The following is a 17,298-nucleotide window of genomic DNA, read 5'->3' as shown; positions in this document are numbered from 1 at the left end:
TTTTCGTTTTCGTGGTGAACATTCACTGCCTTTTGTTAACTTTATTATTTTTATTAAATTTTTATTTAACGTTCTTAATATAATTAATATAACACAGTGATTTTTTTTTGTAAACCTGGTTTTGCCTTAATGATAAAAGGGTGGGACTGTCAATTATTAGCGACAGTTAAGGATGGCAGGAATTTTAGAGGATAGTAGATATAAAAGAGACTCCCCAAAGGATTAATGAACCTTTGAGAAGTCTCTTTTAATAAGTTATTTTTTACTGTATTAGCATTTCACTCTCATCTTAGTAATAATAAACTTTTTGAAATAACCATCTGAATTTTCAGGCTATGTTAATGTACCTAGCTAGCTTTTTTATTCTGTTCCAGATTTATGAAGAATCGATCTTTCTAAAATCTCAGCAATATCCATTGTTTGAACTTGATCTTCAACCTCTTTTGCTTTTGTTCCATCACTTAACATGGTTAAACAGTATGGACATCCACTTGAAATCATTGACGGATTAATCGATAGTGCCTGCTCAGTTCGTGCAATATTAACACGGTTTCCTGTTTCTTCCTCCATCCACATTAACCCCCCACCAGCTCCACAACACATACCAGTATCACGGTTACGTTCCATTTCTATAAGCTTTACACCTGGAATAGACTTTAGAATTTCACGCGGTGGATCATACACTTCATTATAGCGCCCTAAATAACAGGAATCATGGAAAGTAATCGTTTCATTAACTTCATATTTCGGTCGAAGCTTACCTTGCATTACTAATTCATATAGCAATTCTGAATGATGATAAACCTCTGCTTCTAATCCAAAATCAGGATATTCATTTTTTAAGATATTATATGCATGTGGATCAATCGTCACAATTTTCTTCACGTTATGCTTCTTTATTTCACTAATGTTTTTTTCAGCAAGCTCTTGAAACAGAAATTCATTTCCTAAACGACGTGGTGTATCTCCTGAGTTCTTTTCTTTATTTCCTAGAATAGCAAACTTAACGCCAGCCTCATTCATTAACCTAGCAAAAGATTGCGAAATTTTTTGACTACGATTATCATAGGAACCCATGGAACCAACCCAAAATAAATAATCAAATGATTCACCTGATTTTTCTAGTTCCTTCACAGTTGGTACATGAATGTCATCACAACCATCACGCCAGTTTTCACGTTCTTTACGACTGATTCCCCACGGATTTCCTTGTCGCTCAATATTGGTCATCGCTCGCTGTGCATCAGCGTCCATTTTTCCCTCTGTTAAAACAAGATAGCGACGGAGGTCAATAATTTTATCAACATGCTCATTCATGACAGGACATTGATCCTCACAGTTTCGGCACGTTGTACAGGCCCAGATTTCTTCCTCTGTAATAACATCACCAATTAAGCTGACACTATAGCCCGCTGCCACTTCTTCATGGGCTGCTCCTTGCATTGCAAGTTGATTGGCTCTTGTATGAGAAAAAGCAAACTGCGGCAACCAGGCAGATCTCGACGTCACCGCAGCTCCTTTCTCGGTTAAATGATCTCGCATTTTAACAATAAGATCCATTGGCGATAGCATTTTTCCTGTACCTGTGGCTGGACACATATTCGTACAACGTCCACACTCAACACAGGCGTAGAGGTCAATCATTTGATTTTGGGTAAACTCTTCAATTTGACCGACCCCGAATGTTTCTTTCGTTTCATCTTCAAAATCAATTGGTGCTAATTTACCTGGTGCTGTTAACCGACTGAAAAAAACATTTGCAGGTGCTGCAATTAAATGTGCATGTTTACTTTGTGGGACATAGACCATAAAAGTCAAAAGTACCAATAAATGGATCCACCAAGCGATGAAAAAAATCACGATGGCAGTCGTTTTACTAATTCCTCCAAACGCCAAAGCAATAAGTGATGCAATAGGCTCTGACATAGACATTCCATGACCTGACCAAATTAAAGACATTCCGTTCCCTAATAGCACGGTAAGCATTAAAGTTCCGATAAATATTAAGACAAGTCCCGCTTTCCAGCTACGTTTTAAGCGTACCAACTTCTCGATGTATCGACGATGAAAAGCCCAAAAGACAGCTACAAGTATCATTAATGTAATAATCTCTTGAAAAAAGGTAAATCCAGCATAAAGGGGGCCAAGTGGTAAATGCGAACCCGGGACCAGCCCTTTCCAGATAAAATCTATTGCTCCAAATTGGACAAGAATAAATCCATAAAACATCATAATATGGATTATTCCACTTTTTTTATCTTTAAGTAGCTTTTTTTGTCCAAACACATTAATGAGAATTTGTTTCCATCTCTCTTTGATTTCACCGTCAAATTCCACTTTTTTTCCTAACTTAATATATTCATAGCGAGTTTTTATTAAATAGACAAATAGGTAAAAACCGTAACCTGTTATGAGTAGAAAGGCGAGTGTGTTGACTAGTAATAAAGCATTCATGACATAACCTACCCTCTATTGTTTTACAGCTGAAAACTCTTCAATAAGCAATGGTACTACTTCAAATAAATCTCCTACAATTCCATAATCAGCGACGTTAAATATAGTAGCTTCTGGATCTTTGTTGATAGCAACGATCACTTTAGAATTGCTCATTCCAGCTACGTGCTGAATGGCACCTGATATACCGCAAGCAATATAAAGATCAGGTGTTACAACTTTACCTGTCTGTCCAATTTGCAGAGAATAATCACAATAGTCAGCATCACATGCACCACGTGAAGCACCAACTGCACCACCTAATAAGTCTGCTAATTCTTTTAACGTCTTAAAACCATCTTCACTCTTCACACCACGGCCACCTGCAACGACGACCTTTGCTTCCGATAAATCTATGCCTTCATTCGTTTTTCGGACAATCTCTTTAATAATGGTACGCAAATCTTTAATGTCAACATCCACTGAAGACACAACACCCGTGCGAGATTCATCTTTCGTCAGTGCTGGAATGTTATTCGAGCGAATCGTAGCAAAAATGACCCCATCTGTTATGATTTTTTTCTCGAACGCTTTACCTGAATAGATTGGACGAGTAAATACAAGATTTCCCCCTAATACTTCAACATTTACTGCGTCTGAGACAAGCCCTGATTTCAGCTTGCTAGCCAATTTAGGTGAAAGGTCTTTCCCTAGAGCTGTATGACCCATGATCATGCCTTCTGGTTTTTCCGTTTCTACAACCTTTAAGAAGGCTTGTGAGAATGCATCTGATGTGTATGTTTTTAGTTTTTCATTTTCTACTATGATGACACGGTCTGCACCATATACAATCATTTCATTTGCACAGTCACTCACATTTTCACCTAGTAAAACCCCTACTACCTCTCCACCTTCAGCAACTGTTTTCCCTGCAGCAATTGCTTCCAATGAAATATTACGCAAACCTCCGTCACGAACTTCACCTAAAACTAATACTTTTCTAGACATGGTAATCCCCCTTTTTTATATTACTTTTGCTTCAGTTTGAAGTAGTGAAATTAATTCTTTCACTTGATCTTCAAGTTCACCCTCTAACACTTTTCCCGTCTCTTTTTTAATAGGTAAGAAAATTTCAATTGCCTTCGTTTTTGCTTTTACATCGTCCTCATCAAGGTCAAGATCATCTAGTTCTAATTCTTCTAATGGTTTTTTCTTTGCTTTCATGATCCCCGGTAATGACGGATAACGCGGCTCATTTAATCCTTGTTGAGCCGTTACTAATAAGGGTAATGATGTTTCGACAACTTCAACATCTCCCTCTACATCCCGTTTGATCATGACATGATTCCCATCAATATTAATCTTTGTAATCGTTGTAACATAGGGGATATCTAAAAGTTCAGCTAAACGAGGACCAACTTGACCAGATCCACCGTCAATCGCTACGTTTCCACCCAAAATAATATCGAAATCATTTTTTCCAAAGTAGTTAGCTAGAATGATTGCCGTAGTAAATTCATCGCCATCTTCAAGATCATCTTCCACATTGATTAACACCGCTCTGTCTGCACCCATGGCAAGTGCTGTACGAAGCTCTTTTTCAGCATCTTCTCCTCCAACTGTAATAACCGTCACTTCCCCATCATGCTTTTCTTTGAGCTGAATGGCTTCCTCAATTGCATATTCATCATAGGGATTCATGATAAATTCAGCACCATCTTCTTCTATTAAGCCATTATTAACTATAATTTTTTCTTCTGTATCAAATGTTCTTTTCATCATTACATAAATATTCATGATAAAAATCCCTCCTTAATTATTGATCAATTACTAATTCGTAGATCTTCCCTACATACTAACAATCAATTTATTCTTAAATTAGATTTGTAACCGCTGAGCCTCAGATAATTAAGTGATCGATCGCTCGATATGGATCCATTAAAGACAAACAACCTCAGAAAGAATTTTACAACCTTGGATTTCCTCGTAAGCTTCTCTGGCTTCTTTTTCTGAATCAAATTCGAACATTGTAATGTTTAAACTTGAGTAGACAGTAATTATCCACATATAAACGGCCCCCAAAAATTCTTGTATATTCATAAATTTGAGTTGTTACACTTTTTCTTCTTTAAAGAGGTTAACAGAGAACTCAAGAATTTCAGCTAGCAAGATAGCATAAGTTTCAATTTCACTTTGAAAACTTATGCTACCTAGTTTACTAAGTAAATTCGTGAGCTTTATTGCTTCATACGTATAAGAGTAAAAACTACAGTGGTTGTTCTAACACACTTTACCTTACGCCCTAAGATAGCACCTGTACTAAAGCTAAAGGTGAACAGGAATTATCTTCTTCACCGAAGTGAGGAAGGGATCAAGATCGAATCCAACCACGAATTGCTGAAGCTTCAACAATTCTGCGTATTCCTTCAATATAGGCTGCAACTTTCATATCGACTTTGTAAAATTCAGCGGTTCTGATTATATTAGAGAAAGAGTCAGTCATTATTGCTTTTAGCCGCTCATCTACTAGTTGTTCCGTCCAATAGTGCCCGTGATTGTTTTGGCACCATTCAAAGTAAGATACGATTACCCCACCTGAATTTGCAAAAATGTCAGGAACAACCATAATATCTTTGTCTTTCAGAATTTTAATAGCATCTTTAGTTGTCGGTCCATTTGCTGCTTCCACCACAATTTTACACTTAAGACGATGGACATTATGTTTATTAATTTGACCACCAATAGCTGCAGGAACAAGGACATCACATTCTTTTTCGAGTAATTCCTCATTGGAAATTGAATTGCTATATAAATTAGATACGATCCCGAATGAATCACGTTTGGAAAGCAAGTAAGGAATATCTAACCCCTCTTCCTTATAAATTCCCCCTAAAACATCAGAAATTCCAATTACTTTAGCACCAATGTCATGTAAATACTGTGCTAGATAACTACCAACATTACCAAATCCCTGAATAATCACTCTCATATCTTTAATAGGCATTTTCTTTAGGTCGCTAATAAACTGAAGTGTATATAATACGCCTTTTGAAGTTGCCGTTTCTCTCCCTTGTGATCCTCCAAGTACTAGTGGTTTACCTGTTATAAAACTAGGTGAATCAAACTCACGTAAATGATCATACTCATCGAGCATCCAAGCCATAATTTGAGAGTTTGTATACACATCCGGCGCTGGTATATCTTTTGTCGGGCCAACAATCTGGCTAATTGCCCTAACATATCCTCTACTCAGCTGTTCTAATTCCCTATTGCTCATTTTTCGCGGGTCACAGATAATGCCACCTTTTGCCCCGCCGTAAGGAAGTCTATTGATTCCACATTTTAAACTCATCCAGCCAGATAAAGCTTTCACTTCATCAGCTGTGACATTTGGATGGAATCGAATCCCCCCTTTTGTCGGTCCGGTAGAGTCATTATGTTGAGCTCGATATCCAACAAACACCTCTGTTTTCCCATTATCCATTCTGACTGGAATTTTTACTTCTAAAAAACGAATTGGCTCCTTAAGTAACTCAAAAGCCTCATTTGAATAATTCAGAATATCCATAGCCTCTTTTAATATAGATTGAAATTCAATTAGCGGATTTTCAGAAGAAGAGACATCTAGTGATTTTTTCAAGATTGGCATTTTTAATTCCGACACGTTGACACCTCGTCTTCAATAATTAATTATGGATTTCACAAAAAGCTTTCTTAAGAAGTAAAAGTTTTTATTGGCTTCAAACAACATTTACCAGATATTAACCTGAATTTCCCTTTTGAGATTTGCTGCACAACTTCCCCCTAGCTATAGGGATACAAATGTAAAACAAAAAAGAAATCACACTATTTAGAATGGTTTTATTTATTTTAAAAAGTCAGGTTGTGCATTGACAATTCTTTCCCATAAAGGAGCAAAGCACCGTTTTGCTTCTTCTGGTGATCCAACTTGAGCAGCTGTATGTTTAGCATCCTCCTCAGAGATGAGCCTTGGGTTACCTGCCCCCTCTGCAATCAGCTGAACTTGACAAGATCTCTCCATATTTACAAACCACCATATCGCTTCCTCAATTGATCCTCCAACAGTGAGTAACCCGTGATTTTGAAGAATGCAAGCTTTGTAGTTTCCAAGCGCTTTTGCTATTCTCTCACCTTCATCAAGCTGATGTACTACGCCAGTATAGTTATCGTATAAACCGTGATCTTCGTAGAATGCACAAGCTTCCTGATTAATCGGATCTAGATATCTTCCAAGAGTTGACCAAGCTTTACCATAAACAGAGTGAGCATGGGCTGCTGCTACAGCATCTGGTCGTGCTTTGTGAATTCGAGAATGAATGGTGAAACCTGCTTTGTTTACTTCTCTATTTCCTTCTACTACTTCACCTTCATGATTAACCAATACAAGATCAGACACCTTTATTTGGCTAAAATGCATATTATATGGATTTACCCAAAAACAATCCTCTCTTATTGGATCTTTGACGGTGATATGTCCAGCATTCCCTTCGTCAAAACCAAACAAGGAGAATAAACGAAACGAACCTGCTAATTTTTCTTTACGAGATTTGCGCTCTTGCTCAAGACTTTTATTTTCAGTAACATTCATGTTAAAACACTCCTTAATATTTAGACTTTTAAAGTTTCTAATTGAAGATTATGTGTCTCTAAAAACTTTGTATTAAAATCCCCACTAATAAAGGAATCATTTTCCAAAAGTTTCAAGTGAAAAGGAACCGTCGTTTTCACACCTAGGATGATGAGTTCATCCAGAGCTCGTTTCATTCGATCTATTGCTTCCTCTCGATCTTTCCCCCAAGTAATCACCTTGGCAACCATTGAATCGTAATAAGGGGTGATCACATATCCAGGATAAGCAGCACTATCTACTCTTACTCCAAACCCACCAGGAGGAAGATACATCTCTATCTTACCGGGACTTGGAAGAAAGTTTTTCAAAGGATCTTCAGCGTTAATTCGGCATTCAATTGACCATCCAGTAATCTGAACATCTTCTTGACTCAGGGAGAGACTGTTTCCAGCAGCAACAGAAATTTGCTCCTTTATTAAGTCAATCCCCGTAATAAGTTCCGTAACAGGATGCTCGACTTGAATGCGTGTGTTCATTTCCATAAAGTAAAATGATCCATGTTTATCCAGTAAAAACTCGACGGTTCCTGCTCCATGATATTGGACTTCTTTGGCAGCCTGAACGGCTGCATTTCCCATGTCCCTTCGTAATTCCTCAGTAAGTGCAGGAGAGGGTGCTTCTTCAACTAACTTTTGATGACGACGTTGAATGGAACAATCGCGTTCACCTAAATGAATCACATTTCCATATCGATCAGCCATAATTTGAATTTCGATATGGCGTGGTTCCTCTATATATTTTTCAAGATAAACTCCTGAATTCCCAAATGCTGTTTTGGCTTCCTGCTGTGCTTGAAGAATCGACTTTTTTAATTCATCTTGGTCATAAGCAAGTCGCATTCCCTTTCCGCCACCACCAGCAGTTGCTTTTACAATTACGGGAAATTTGATTTCTTCCGCAATAGCAATGGCTTCTTCCAAATTAGAGATTAATCCGTCCGTACCTGGTACAATTGGTACCGCTGCTTGTTTCATTGTCTCTCTAGCAACAGATTTATCGCCCATTCTTTGAATAGCTAGCGGACTAGGACCAATAAACGTAATGCGGCAGTTCTGGCATATTTCCGCAAAACTAGCATTTTCAGATAAGAAACCATAACCAGGGTGAATGGCATCGACCTCTAAAGCAGTTGCTACACTCATAATATTATAGATATTTAAATAGCTATCTTTAGAAGCAGATTTCCCTATACAACAAGCCTCATCAGCTAATTTAACATGGAGTGCATCTTTATCGGCTTCAGAGTAAACGGCGACCGTCTTAATGCCCATCTCTTTACAAGCCCTTATGACTCGAACTGCAATTTCACCCCTGTTTGCAATTAATACTTTCTTAAACATTCTGATTCTCTCCATTCGCTTCAATGATAGGATGAATTAATCTACTTTGACTTTGAACATTGGTTGGCCGTAATCTACTAGTTGACCATCTTCCACTAAAACCTCTACAATTTCTCCTTTTACTTCTGATTCAATTTCATTAAATAGCTTCATAGCTTCTAGGATGCAAACTACATCTTCTTGCTGAACCTTTTTACCTACTTCCACAAAAGGAGCTGATTCAGGGTTTGGACTTGAATAAAATGTACCTATCATTGGAGAGGTGATTTCTACCAAATTCTCGCTAACCTTGTTTGTGTTATCTTCTACCTTTTGATTTTCAGCTTGATTGTTCTCTTTCAAATCAGGTGAAGTACTTGCTTCTGGAACAGGGCTTTTGACAGGTGTTTCAGTTAGACTCTTTTCCGCGGTTGCTTTTTTTATCGTGATTTTTATATCATTTTGTTCAAGAGTAAATTCTTGAACTGATGACGAATGATCAACTAGCTTGATTACTTCACTAATCTCATTGACTTTAAACACAATCAAACCTCCCTTTATTGTTTAAACGATTAAATTACGATAATTTCACTGTCATATCATTAATTAAAGATAATTCTGAAAGTAATGTTTCTTGTATTCTCAATTCATGATGAGCTTCTTCAATATTAATTGGTTGAAAATCAATTTTATCTCCAGGCTTTCTCTGTCCTAGAAATGATAAATCTGCCGTTATAACCACACCGATTTTTGTATATCCCCCAGAGGTACCGCAATCTGCCATGTGTATAATTGGATAGCCATTTCCGGGAACCTGTATGGTCCCCATTGAAATAAAATCGGAAATAATGTCCGGTCCATTTATATGTTTTAGTTGAGGTCCCATAAGTCTGTACCCCATTCGGTCAGAATCATTTGACAAGCTATATTCTTCAGTTAAAAAATGAGTAAGTGAGTCCTTTGTAAATTCTTGATCGTGAGGACCAAGGATAATACGAACGGGACGATTCGTTTTAAAATCAGGTGTATCGATTGGTCGAAGTCTTCTTCCATTTAGAACAGTATGATTGAATTGTGGCTTTCCAATCATAAGTAAGTCGCCAGCTTTAAGTGCTCTTCCTTCAAACCCTCCATAATTTCCACGAATATAGGTGGACCTGCTTCCCATTACTTCTGGTACATCAATACCTCCAGAAAAGGCAATATACGAGCGACAGCCATCTAGACAACGACCAAAGGTTAATTCATCTCCCTTTTTTATACGTATAGCTTTCCACATGGAAATGGGTTTGTTATTTAAAGAAGGTGATAAATTCCCACCAGTTATGACCATAACACCTTCCTGCTGAAAGACCAGATGTGGACCCACTAGTGTTACTTCCAATGCAGCAGTATTTTCTTCATTTCCTGCAAGAATGTTAGCTATCCTGAAAGAGAATGAATCCATTGCACCGGAAGCCGATACACCAAAAACACGCTGTTGAGGGCGACCCAAATCTTGAATGGTTGTTAATAATCCCGGTTTAATTACTTTCACGAATTCCATTTTAGATCCCACTCCCACTGCCGCTCTTCGTTCCACAGTTTGGCTTCATCTTTACTAATCTCTACATATTGGATAGAATCACCTGCATTCAGCCTACTAATTTGTTCCAAATGGGGATCAAATATATCCATTGGTGTCCATCCGACTAGATGCCATCCTGATGGTGCGGTCATCGTAAAAATACCTGTTAAGTTATTAACAATTTGCACTGTACCTTTCTCTACCTTCATACGAGGATTAGATCGCCTTGGAATAGATAATCTTTTATCTATATCACCGCTGTACGGATAACCTGCAATAAATCCAATCATGTAAACGTAGTAAGGGGTATTTTGGAGAATTGAAATAATCTCTTTCTGACTAAGTCCGGCATGGTTAGCTATTTCCTCTAAATCAGGACCGTACTCCCCCCCAAAAGCAACTGGAACATATAGCGTTTTATTGTTCAACTGAAAGTCAATGGATACTTGACCTTCTATTTTTTTAAGCTCTTGTAATAATTCGCCTTGCCCTATCAGAATAGGATCATAACAAACTGTAAGATTATTAAAAGCGGGAATCAGTTGAGTAATTCCAATTATGTTTTGCTCTTCAATCAAACGAGAAATAATTTGTACTTTCTTATTCGTTTCAATAGATACAATTTGTTCAAACTGAATGACTACGGCCTTATCGCCCATCATTAAATAGGAGGGCGCAATATTTACTGTTTGAGATTCCAAAGCTCGTGCTCCTTTCTAACAACTTAAATCATCTACTTATGCCAGTTTCCTACAGGAGCAATTTCAATCCCTTTTTCTTCTATTCGTCCTTTTAAGAAACGTACAATTTCAAGTGCTCCTTGAGTGTCTCCATGTACACAAACACTGTCTGCCTGAATGTCAATCAACTCTCCGTCAAGTGTTTTGGCTTTTCCTTCTAAAATCATTCTTAATACATTCTCAGCTGCTTCTTCTGGATTTTTGATAACAGCACCTGGTAATTTACGTGAGACAAGTGTTAAGTCCTCGTTGTATGCACGGTCTGCAAACACTTCTAGAACAAAAGATATACCTTTTTCTTCTGCTGCCTTATGAATTTCCGTTCCAGGTAGTACATATAATTTTGTTTCAGGAATCACCAACTGAACAGCGTCTACAATCGCATCTGCAATCATTCGATTCACAAATGACATGTTGCCCATACTCCCATGCGCCTTGACATGTTGAATCTCTACTTGATGCTTTTTACAAAAGGCTTCCAATGCTCCTATTTGATAAATGATATAATTCATTAAATCTTTCCGTGACACATCTATATCTCTTCTCCCGAAACCTAGTCGATCAGGAAATCCTATGTGCACACCAATTCCTACATTATGTTCCTTCGCCATTTTTACCGTGTGATCCATAATATTAGGGTCTCCCGCGTGGAACCCACAAGCAATATTTGCAGAAGATACTAACTTAATTATTTCGTCATCCGTACCAAAGCTATAAGGACCAAAGCCTTCACCCATATCGCAGTTTAAATCAATCTTCTTTCCCATTATTCCACCTCTAAAAATATGTTTTTTAGTATTTAGGATACTATGCATTTATGTTTGGAACTTTAGTGTCGACCTTCTCATTTTTGTTCGGGTCACTGTCTTCTACATACCAAATAAATTTACCGGAAAATCCATAAAACAACGCGATACCAATCGCAACAAAGTTCAACCATAAAAATGGAATATAGGACATCGTCGCTACACCAAGTACGGCAGCCATATATAAACCGTTATCAGACCAACCGACCATAGGTGCAGTCAAGGTGCCTCCTGTCTCCACATTTCTAGATAATACACGTTTATCTATCTTTAATTTTTCATAACTTTTATCTGTCATTTTGGCACCTGTAATTAATGAGACATACCCTGCACTTCCAAAGAAATTACCCATGAAAGCTGATAGAATTGTAGCTAAAGTTAAACTTCCAGAACCCGTAATAAATTTAGCCATTCTATCTCTAAGAACATCTAACGTACCAATATGATCCATTAACCCACCAAAACCTAATGCTAGTATCATGATCGCAATAAGGCCTAACATCGATTCAATACCGCCACGATTAAACAATTGATCAATAAAAGGAACTCCAGATTCAATCGCATAACCACTATATAATGTAGAAATTGCTGAAACGACATCTACTCCCTGAAACAACCAAGCCCAAACGATACCTAATACAGAACCTATCGCGAGTGCAGGTATCGTTGGCACTCTCCTAGCCAACATGATAATAACGATTAACATAGGAATGAGCATATACCACCCAACATTAAAATGAACTTGTAACGCATTGATATTCTCTTGAACAATACTCAAATCACTTCCATTTCTATTAAATAAAAACCCAGCTATCAAAAATAGAATTCCAGAAATCAAAAGAGCAGGAAAACCAATAACAAGCATTGATCGGATATGAGCTATTATTTCAACTCTTGCTAGAGAAGAGGTTAAAACAGTAGTATCTGACAGAGGAGAAAGTTTATCACCAAAATATGCACCAGAAATGACTGCACCCGCTACTAGAGGGAGAGGAATTCCGAAACTTTCGCCAATCCCCATCATGGCAATACCAGCTGTTCCAACCGTTCCCCAAGATGTACCTGTCGCTAGTGCGGTAACTGCACAAATAAGTAACGTAGCTAAAAGAAAAATACTAGGATGAATAATCTCTAGTCCATAATAGATAATCGTTGGGACAATCCCACCAGCTATCCACGTTCCAATTAATGCACCGACAAAAATGATAACAAGTATCGCATCTAATCCAGCGTGGATTCCATTTGAAATGGATGTTTGTAAACTGTTGTAAGAATGTCCAAGACGTAATCCTAGAAATATGACTAAAAACCATGCTGCTATGAGAGGTAAATGAATAGGGAAATTGAAAACCGAGAGAGAACAATACATGATGACTAAAAACAATGCAAGAACCATAAATATTTCAGACAACTTAGGTAAACGAATATTGTTGTTTAGCATGCGACATCTCCAATCAACTAATTTTTTTACGGTATGGCTTTTTCACAATTCCCTAGATTAAACGATTAAAATCAATCAAACATTAATGGTCTTGCCACTTTATTGAACGTACCACCGTCTACCATTAGCGAGTGCCCGCTAATATAAGCTGATTCATCTGAAATAAGAAATAAACAGGCATTGGCAATGTCTTCTCCTGTTGCAATTCTGCCGAGAGGTTGATAAGCTAATGTCTGCTTAAAAGCCTCTTCTGGGTCTGGCAGGCTTTTAAATGATTCATATAACATAGGTGTATCCACAGTACTAGGACACACAGCATTTACACGGATATTAAGAGGGCCACAATCTAAAGCCATTTGCCTTGTCAAGGCTGTCATCCCACCTTTAGAAGCAGCGTAAGCAGCAAATCGCGTAATGGTTCTATCTGCATGCCAAGAGGCCATGTTCACAATTGCTCCTCCTTCACGTTTCTCCATTGCTGGAATAGCATACTTTGAACAAAGAAAGGTACCAGTTAAGTTTATATTTATTATTTTTTGCCATTCTTCTAATGAAGTGTCTTTGACTGATTTTCGAAGTGTGGCTGCCGCGTTATTGACTAATGCGTCAAGTCCTCCAAATTGGTTTTCAGTATGTTGTATCAGACCTTTTACATCCTCTTCATTACTTACATCTGTTTTAACAAAAATTGCTTCAATATCTTGCTCTCTTAATTCATCAACCGTTTTTAACCCTATCTCTTCATTTATGTCAGCTATAACAATTTTGGAGCCATGTTCACCAAGTTTTTTGGCAGTCGCTTGACCAATCCCTTGACTCCCACCTGTTATGATTGTTACTTTTCCTTTTAATCTCATCTTGATCCCTCCGTCTTTTTTTGGGTCTAAAATACTGCTGTTTCCAAAACAGGTTTATTTGTTGCAAACCTTTCTACAGATAATGGAGACATATCAATCGTTTCATATTTTCCTTGATGAATTAATTCTGATAGGCCTTTCCCTGCAGCTGGAGCATGTTGGAATCCATGTCCGCTAAATCCAGAAATAATGTAATATCCTTTCAAATCTGGATGACCTCCTATAATTGCATTATGATCAATAGGATTATAGTCATAAAGTCCAGCCCAACCTCGTTCCACCTTTAATTGTTCAAAAATCGGACATCTCTCAGCGAGAACAGGCCAGATCTCCTCTTCAAAAAACGATTTTTCTAGTTTGAAATCATATCCATATGTGACATCCTTTGCCCATCCAACAACAATTTTCGAACCTTCTCCACGAAAGTGAAGACCTGTAGGATCAAATGTAAAAGGAATGGTATGACTAAATTTTTTCGTTGTATCAATACTAAACAACTGACGACGAACAGGTTTAACCGGAATCTCAATCCCGATCTTTTTACTTAATTCTCCGGACCATGCCCCTGCAGCATTTACGACTACTGGTGCGTAATAGGATTCTCCATCTTTCATTTTAATGCCCGTTACTTTTTGAGTTTCAGTCAAGATGGTATCAACCTCCCCATAAACAAACGAAACTCCCATTGTTTTAATCTTTTTTAAATAACCTTGTAATACAGAGTATGGATCGGCATTCCCAGCATCTGGGTCAAATACAGATCCCGCTAAATCTTCTACATTAAGTTCAGGAAAGAAATATTTTGTTTCGTGTTGATTCATTAGATTCGCTCTTACTCCGAGGGACTTTTGAATTTTCATGATTTCTTTGAAAATAGGGAGGGCTTTATCATTTAATAGATACAAGTAACCATTTTGGTGAAAATCAATATGGCAGGGGTCTCCATCTATTGCCATTTCTTCTTCAAAATTTTTGTAGACTTGATAGCTATATTGGCTCATTTTAATATTTATCTCTGTACTAAAGGTTTGGCGAATTCCCCCTTCGCTTCTAGGAGTCGAAGAATATTCATAAATGGAATCTTTTTCGAAAATACAAATACTTCCCGTAAAACCATCTTTGCGAAGGTTGTAGGCAAGACTAGCTGCCATAATTCCTCCTCCAACAATAATTACATCAAATTGTTTGCTCATACGATCACTTCCTTTTTAAAAGTCTAAAAATAGTTAAATAATTTCTCAGAATTCTCAACGCTAGTTTCGAAACTAGCTGAATTAGATTAAATGTTTCTCTATCTCTCACTTTTCCCTATGCCTTTCATCAATCATTCGATTTATTTTCTAGTCAAATTAACCACCTCATACATTTTGAGAAAATTCGAATTATTTACATTATATTTTGTATACGCCATGTAATACAACGCCTATACTGCACGAAAAAATCTATGAATGAGAGTACTTTCACTGGACAAATTGCACGAAAATTTACTAAAATACAAATATTATAAAAAAGCGCATTCAGTTTTACTTTCTTTTTTATTTGTAGGATAGTATTTTAAAAAGAAGGTTTAGATTTTCAAAGTATACTAACGAATCATTTTAGAAGAAGGTGAAAAAAAGAATGATCCTAAAACAGATTGCTCAGAAATTATCAGATGATACGTCTAAAATTATTGGTTATCCCGTTAGTATTGCAGATGAACATGGATATTTAATCGGTGTAAATGACCAAAGTAGAATAGGGATATTTGATGATTTGCTTTCAATCGTTATCAAAAATAAAAAATTGATGTATTGGACTGAGAAAGATTCACGAAAGTATACAAATCTTTTTCCTGGAGTGGCAGCACCTATTATTGTGAATGGGGAAGTAATAGGCGCCCTTGGTATTATCGGAAAAATTAAAGAGGATTCTGAAACGGAAAATTATATTCGTCTCGTTAGAAATCATATCGAAATGATGTGTTATGAGGAAATACGAAAAGAAGTAAAATCGTTCGAGGCAAGTTCTATAGACAAATTGATTCACTATATTCTTCACTTTGACAATAGCAAGCAGGATACGGATTATATTATAAGATATAGCAAAATGTTAGGATTTGATTTAACCTTTAATCGCGTTTGTTTCATTATTGAATTAAAAACCACGTTGAATATAGATGATGGACATTGTCAACAATCAAATATACAACAGTTTCAGTATGACCTGCTTGAAATCATTAGTGATTTGTTTAAAGATGATCAAGAAGATATGATTGGATCTTTAAACTTTGAACAGTATTGCATTTTAAAAACCGTCTATTTGAATGAAATCGATGATTCCTTTCTTAGAAAGTTGGAGGAGAAAACAAAGAAACTTAATACACTTTTAGAAGAGAGGTATAATGTATCTGCGTTTGTAGCAATTGGGGGCTTACATAATAATAATGGAATTATTGGAGTAATAAGATCTTACCAAGATGCTCTAAAAACACTAGATGCCGGAAAAAAAATAAACAATAATAATCATTTTTTCAATTCTAAAAACCAGACTATCTTATTAGAAATGTTATTAAATGAGTTACCTACAAACTCTTTTAAAAAAATTCACGAAACATATTCTTCCTTTTTGAAACATGACAGCTTTGATGTGTTATCTCAAACTTTCTTAATGTACTGTAAATGCAATATGAATATTAGTGAGACAGCACGTGAATTATTTATTCATCGCAATTCATTGATCTATCGATTAGAAAAAATAAAGAAATTAGCTAATTTAGACATATCTAATTTCGAGCATTGTTTGCTTTTATATATGATGATCAAGAATTATCAAACTTAGATAATGTGATAATTTGATCAACTGCATGTAAGATCGTATCCATACTGAACAATGATTTATCAATATTTTTTTGTAGAAAGGCTACATACTCATCGTCACTTAATAAGTCTGTTTGGATATAATAAAAATCAGTTGTTGTCATATAAACTGAGAAGAATTTCGACATCATAACCTTCCTTCGTAGAACGTATCAAAGTAAATCGTATGTTGACTATGAAAGAGCGATCAATTTTTTTAGCTTGTTATTGATCTTTTGCTCTAGCAATTGCTTTGCATTCACTACAGTGATAATGGAATGAATTTGAATCGTTTCTATTAACAAAGGATGAGTGCATGCGTCAAGCACATCTAACGGGTGGGCCGCACCAGTTGCTTCAATGTAGATCACATCAAGTTTATGCTCTTCTGTTATACTTTTTAATTGGCAGTCAGCTCTCCTTGTATCGAACAGCAAATGCATCCATTTAACATTTCCTTTAAAGGGATATTTGTAGGAACAACTGAGGAATCAATACTCACTTTTCCTAGCTCATTCATTAACACTGCTACCTTACGCCCCTTCTTCTTTTCATAGGATAGAAGTCGAGATAATAATGTACTTTTTCCACTCCCTAGAAATCCACTTAGTATGACAATCTCAACTTTTTTCTTCATGCATACACCT

At 36.7% G+C, this 17,298-nt stretch carries 16 protein-coding genes and 1 pseudogene; 1 reads left to right on the top strand and 16 read right to left on the bottom strand.

The window, feature by feature from the left end; all coding sequences use genetic code 11:
• Positions 1–360 precede the first annotated feature (360 nt).
• The 14 genes from N0O92_RS19680 to N0O92_RS19615 form a co-directional block, all read right to left on the bottom strand.
• The gene (locus N0O92_RS19680; RefSeq protein ID WP_315616348.1) at positions 361–2,454 is read right to left on the bottom strand and encodes a heterodisulfide reductase-related iron-sulfur binding cluster; all 2,094 of its coding nucleotides are present in this window, start codon (positions 2,452–2,454) and stop codon (positions 361–363) included.
• Positions 2,455–2,469: 15 nt separating this feature from the next.
• Positions 2,470–3,441, bottom strand: coding sequence for an electron transfer flavoprotein subunit alpha/FixB family protein (locus N0O92_RS19675; protein ID WP_315616347.1), 972 nt, complete (start codon positions 3,439–3,441; stop codon positions 2,470–2,472).
• A 15-nt stretch (positions 3,442–3,456) separates the two neighbouring features.
• Positions 3,457–4,230, bottom strand: coding sequence for an electron transfer flavoprotein subunit beta/FixA family protein (locus N0O92_RS19670; protein WP_315616346.1), 774 nt, complete (start codon positions 4,228–4,230; stop codon positions 3,457–3,459).
• A 141-nt stretch (positions 4,231–4,371) separates the two neighbouring features.
• Positions 4,372–4,500, bottom strand: a complete 129-nt coding sequence (locus tag N0O92_RS19665) for a hypothetical protein (protein WP_315616345.1) — start codon at positions 4,498–4,500, stop codon at positions 4,372–4,374.
• Positions 4,501–4,804: 304 nt separating this feature from the next.
• Positions 4,805–6,082 carry a Glu/Leu/Phe/Val family dehydrogenase gene (locus N0O92_RS19660; protein WP_315616370.1) on the bottom strand — a complete coding sequence of 426 codons (1,278 nt, stop codon included), beginning with the start codon at positions 6,080–6,082 and terminating at the stop codon, positions 4,805–4,807.
• Positions 6,083–6,298: 216 nt separating this feature from the next.
• Positions 6,299–7,042, bottom strand: a complete 744-nt coding sequence (locus N0O92_RS19655) for a class II aldolase/adducin family protein (RefSeq protein WP_315616344.1) — start codon at positions 7,040–7,042, stop codon at positions 6,299–6,301.
• Between the two features lie 20 nt (positions 7,043–7,062).
• On the bottom strand, positions 7,063–8,424 hold the full coding sequence (accC, locus tag N0O92_RS19650) for an acetyl-CoA carboxylase biotin carboxylase subunit (protein ID WP_315616343.1): 1,362 nt from the start codon (positions 8,422–8,424) through the stop codon (positions 7,063–7,065).
• A 36-nt stretch (positions 8,425–8,460) separates the two neighbouring features.
• On the bottom strand, positions 8,461–8,946 hold the full coding sequence (gene accB / locus N0O92_RS19645; RefSeq protein WP_315616342.1) for an acetyl-CoA carboxylase biotin carboxyl carrier protein: 486 nt from the start codon (positions 8,944–8,946) through the stop codon (positions 8,461–8,463).
• A 34-nt stretch (positions 8,947–8,980) separates the two neighbouring features.
• The gene (locus N0O92_RS19640) at positions 8,981–9,949 is read right to left on the bottom strand and encodes a 5-oxoprolinase subunit C family protein (protein ID WP_315616341.1); all 969 of its coding nucleotides are present in this window, start codon (positions 9,947–9,949) and stop codon (positions 8,981–8,983) included.
• Positions 9,937–10,671: a 5-oxoprolinase subunit PxpB gene (gene pxpB, locus N0O92_RS19635; protein WP_315616340.1), complete on the bottom strand. Its 735-nt coding sequence runs from the start codon at positions 10,669–10,671 to the stop codon at positions 9,937–9,939. Before pxpB ends, N0O92_RS19640 begins: the two co-directional genes overlap by 13 nt.
• A 32-nt stretch (positions 10,672–10,703) precedes the next feature.
• Complete coding sequence (locus N0O92_RS19630; RefSeq protein ID WP_315616339.1) at positions 10,704–11,477, bottom strand: LamB/YcsF family protein; 774 nt, start codon at positions 11,475–11,477, stop codon at positions 10,704–10,706.
• Between the two features lie 40 nt (positions 11,478–11,517).
• The gene (nhaC, locus tag N0O92_RS19625) at positions 11,518–12,957 is read right to left on the bottom strand and encodes a Na+/H+ antiporter NhaC (protein WP_315616338.1); all 1,440 of its coding nucleotides are present in this window, start codon (positions 12,955–12,957) and stop codon (positions 11,518–11,520) included.
• Between the two features lie 71 nt (positions 12,958–13,028).
• A complete protein-coding gene (locus N0O92_RS19620; RefSeq protein ID WP_315616337.1) occupies positions 13,029–13,814 on the bottom strand; it encodes an SDR family NAD(P)-dependent oxidoreductase in 786 nt (261 codons plus the stop codon).
• A 26-nt stretch (positions 13,815–13,840) separates the two neighbouring features.
• On the bottom strand, positions 13,841–15,007 hold the full coding sequence (locus N0O92_RS19615; RefSeq protein ID WP_315616336.1) for an NAD(P)/FAD-dependent oxidoreductase: 1,167 nt from the start codon (positions 15,005–15,007) through the stop codon (positions 13,841–13,843).
• Positions 15,008–15,434: 427 nt separating this feature from the next.
• Between N0O92_RS19615 and N0O92_RS19610 the strand changes: the two genes are divergently transcribed.
• Positions 15,435–16,634 (top strand): sugar diacid recognition domain-containing protein, encoded by a 1,200-nt coding sequence (locus N0O92_RS19610; protein ID WP_315616335.1) that lies wholly within the window; start codon positions 15,435–15,437, stop codon positions 16,632–16,634.
• Here N0O92_RS19610 and N0O92_RS19605 read toward each other — a convergent pair.
• The gene (locus N0O92_RS19605) at positions 16,615–16,800 is read right to left on the bottom strand and encodes a sortase family protein (protein WP_396334557.1); all 186 of its coding nucleotides are present in this window, start codon (positions 16,798–16,800) and stop codon (positions 16,615–16,617) included. The two genes, N0O92_RS19610 and N0O92_RS19605, sit on opposite strands and share 20 nt — an antisense overlap.
• A 45-nt stretch (positions 16,801–16,845) precedes the next feature.
• A pseudogene (locus N0O92_RS23855) lies at positions 16,846–17,288 on the bottom strand (CobW family GTP-binding protein).
• Between the last annotated feature and the right edge of the window lie 10 nt (positions 17,289–17,298).

This window comes from Alkalihalobacillus sp. MEB130, from assembly GCF_032335535.1.
Lineage (GTDB): Bacteria > Bacillota > Bacilli > Bacillales > Bacillaceae_D > Halalkalibacter.
Note: the sequence above shows the minus strand (reverse complement) of the source record. Positions and strands in the feature narration are given on the sequence as shown.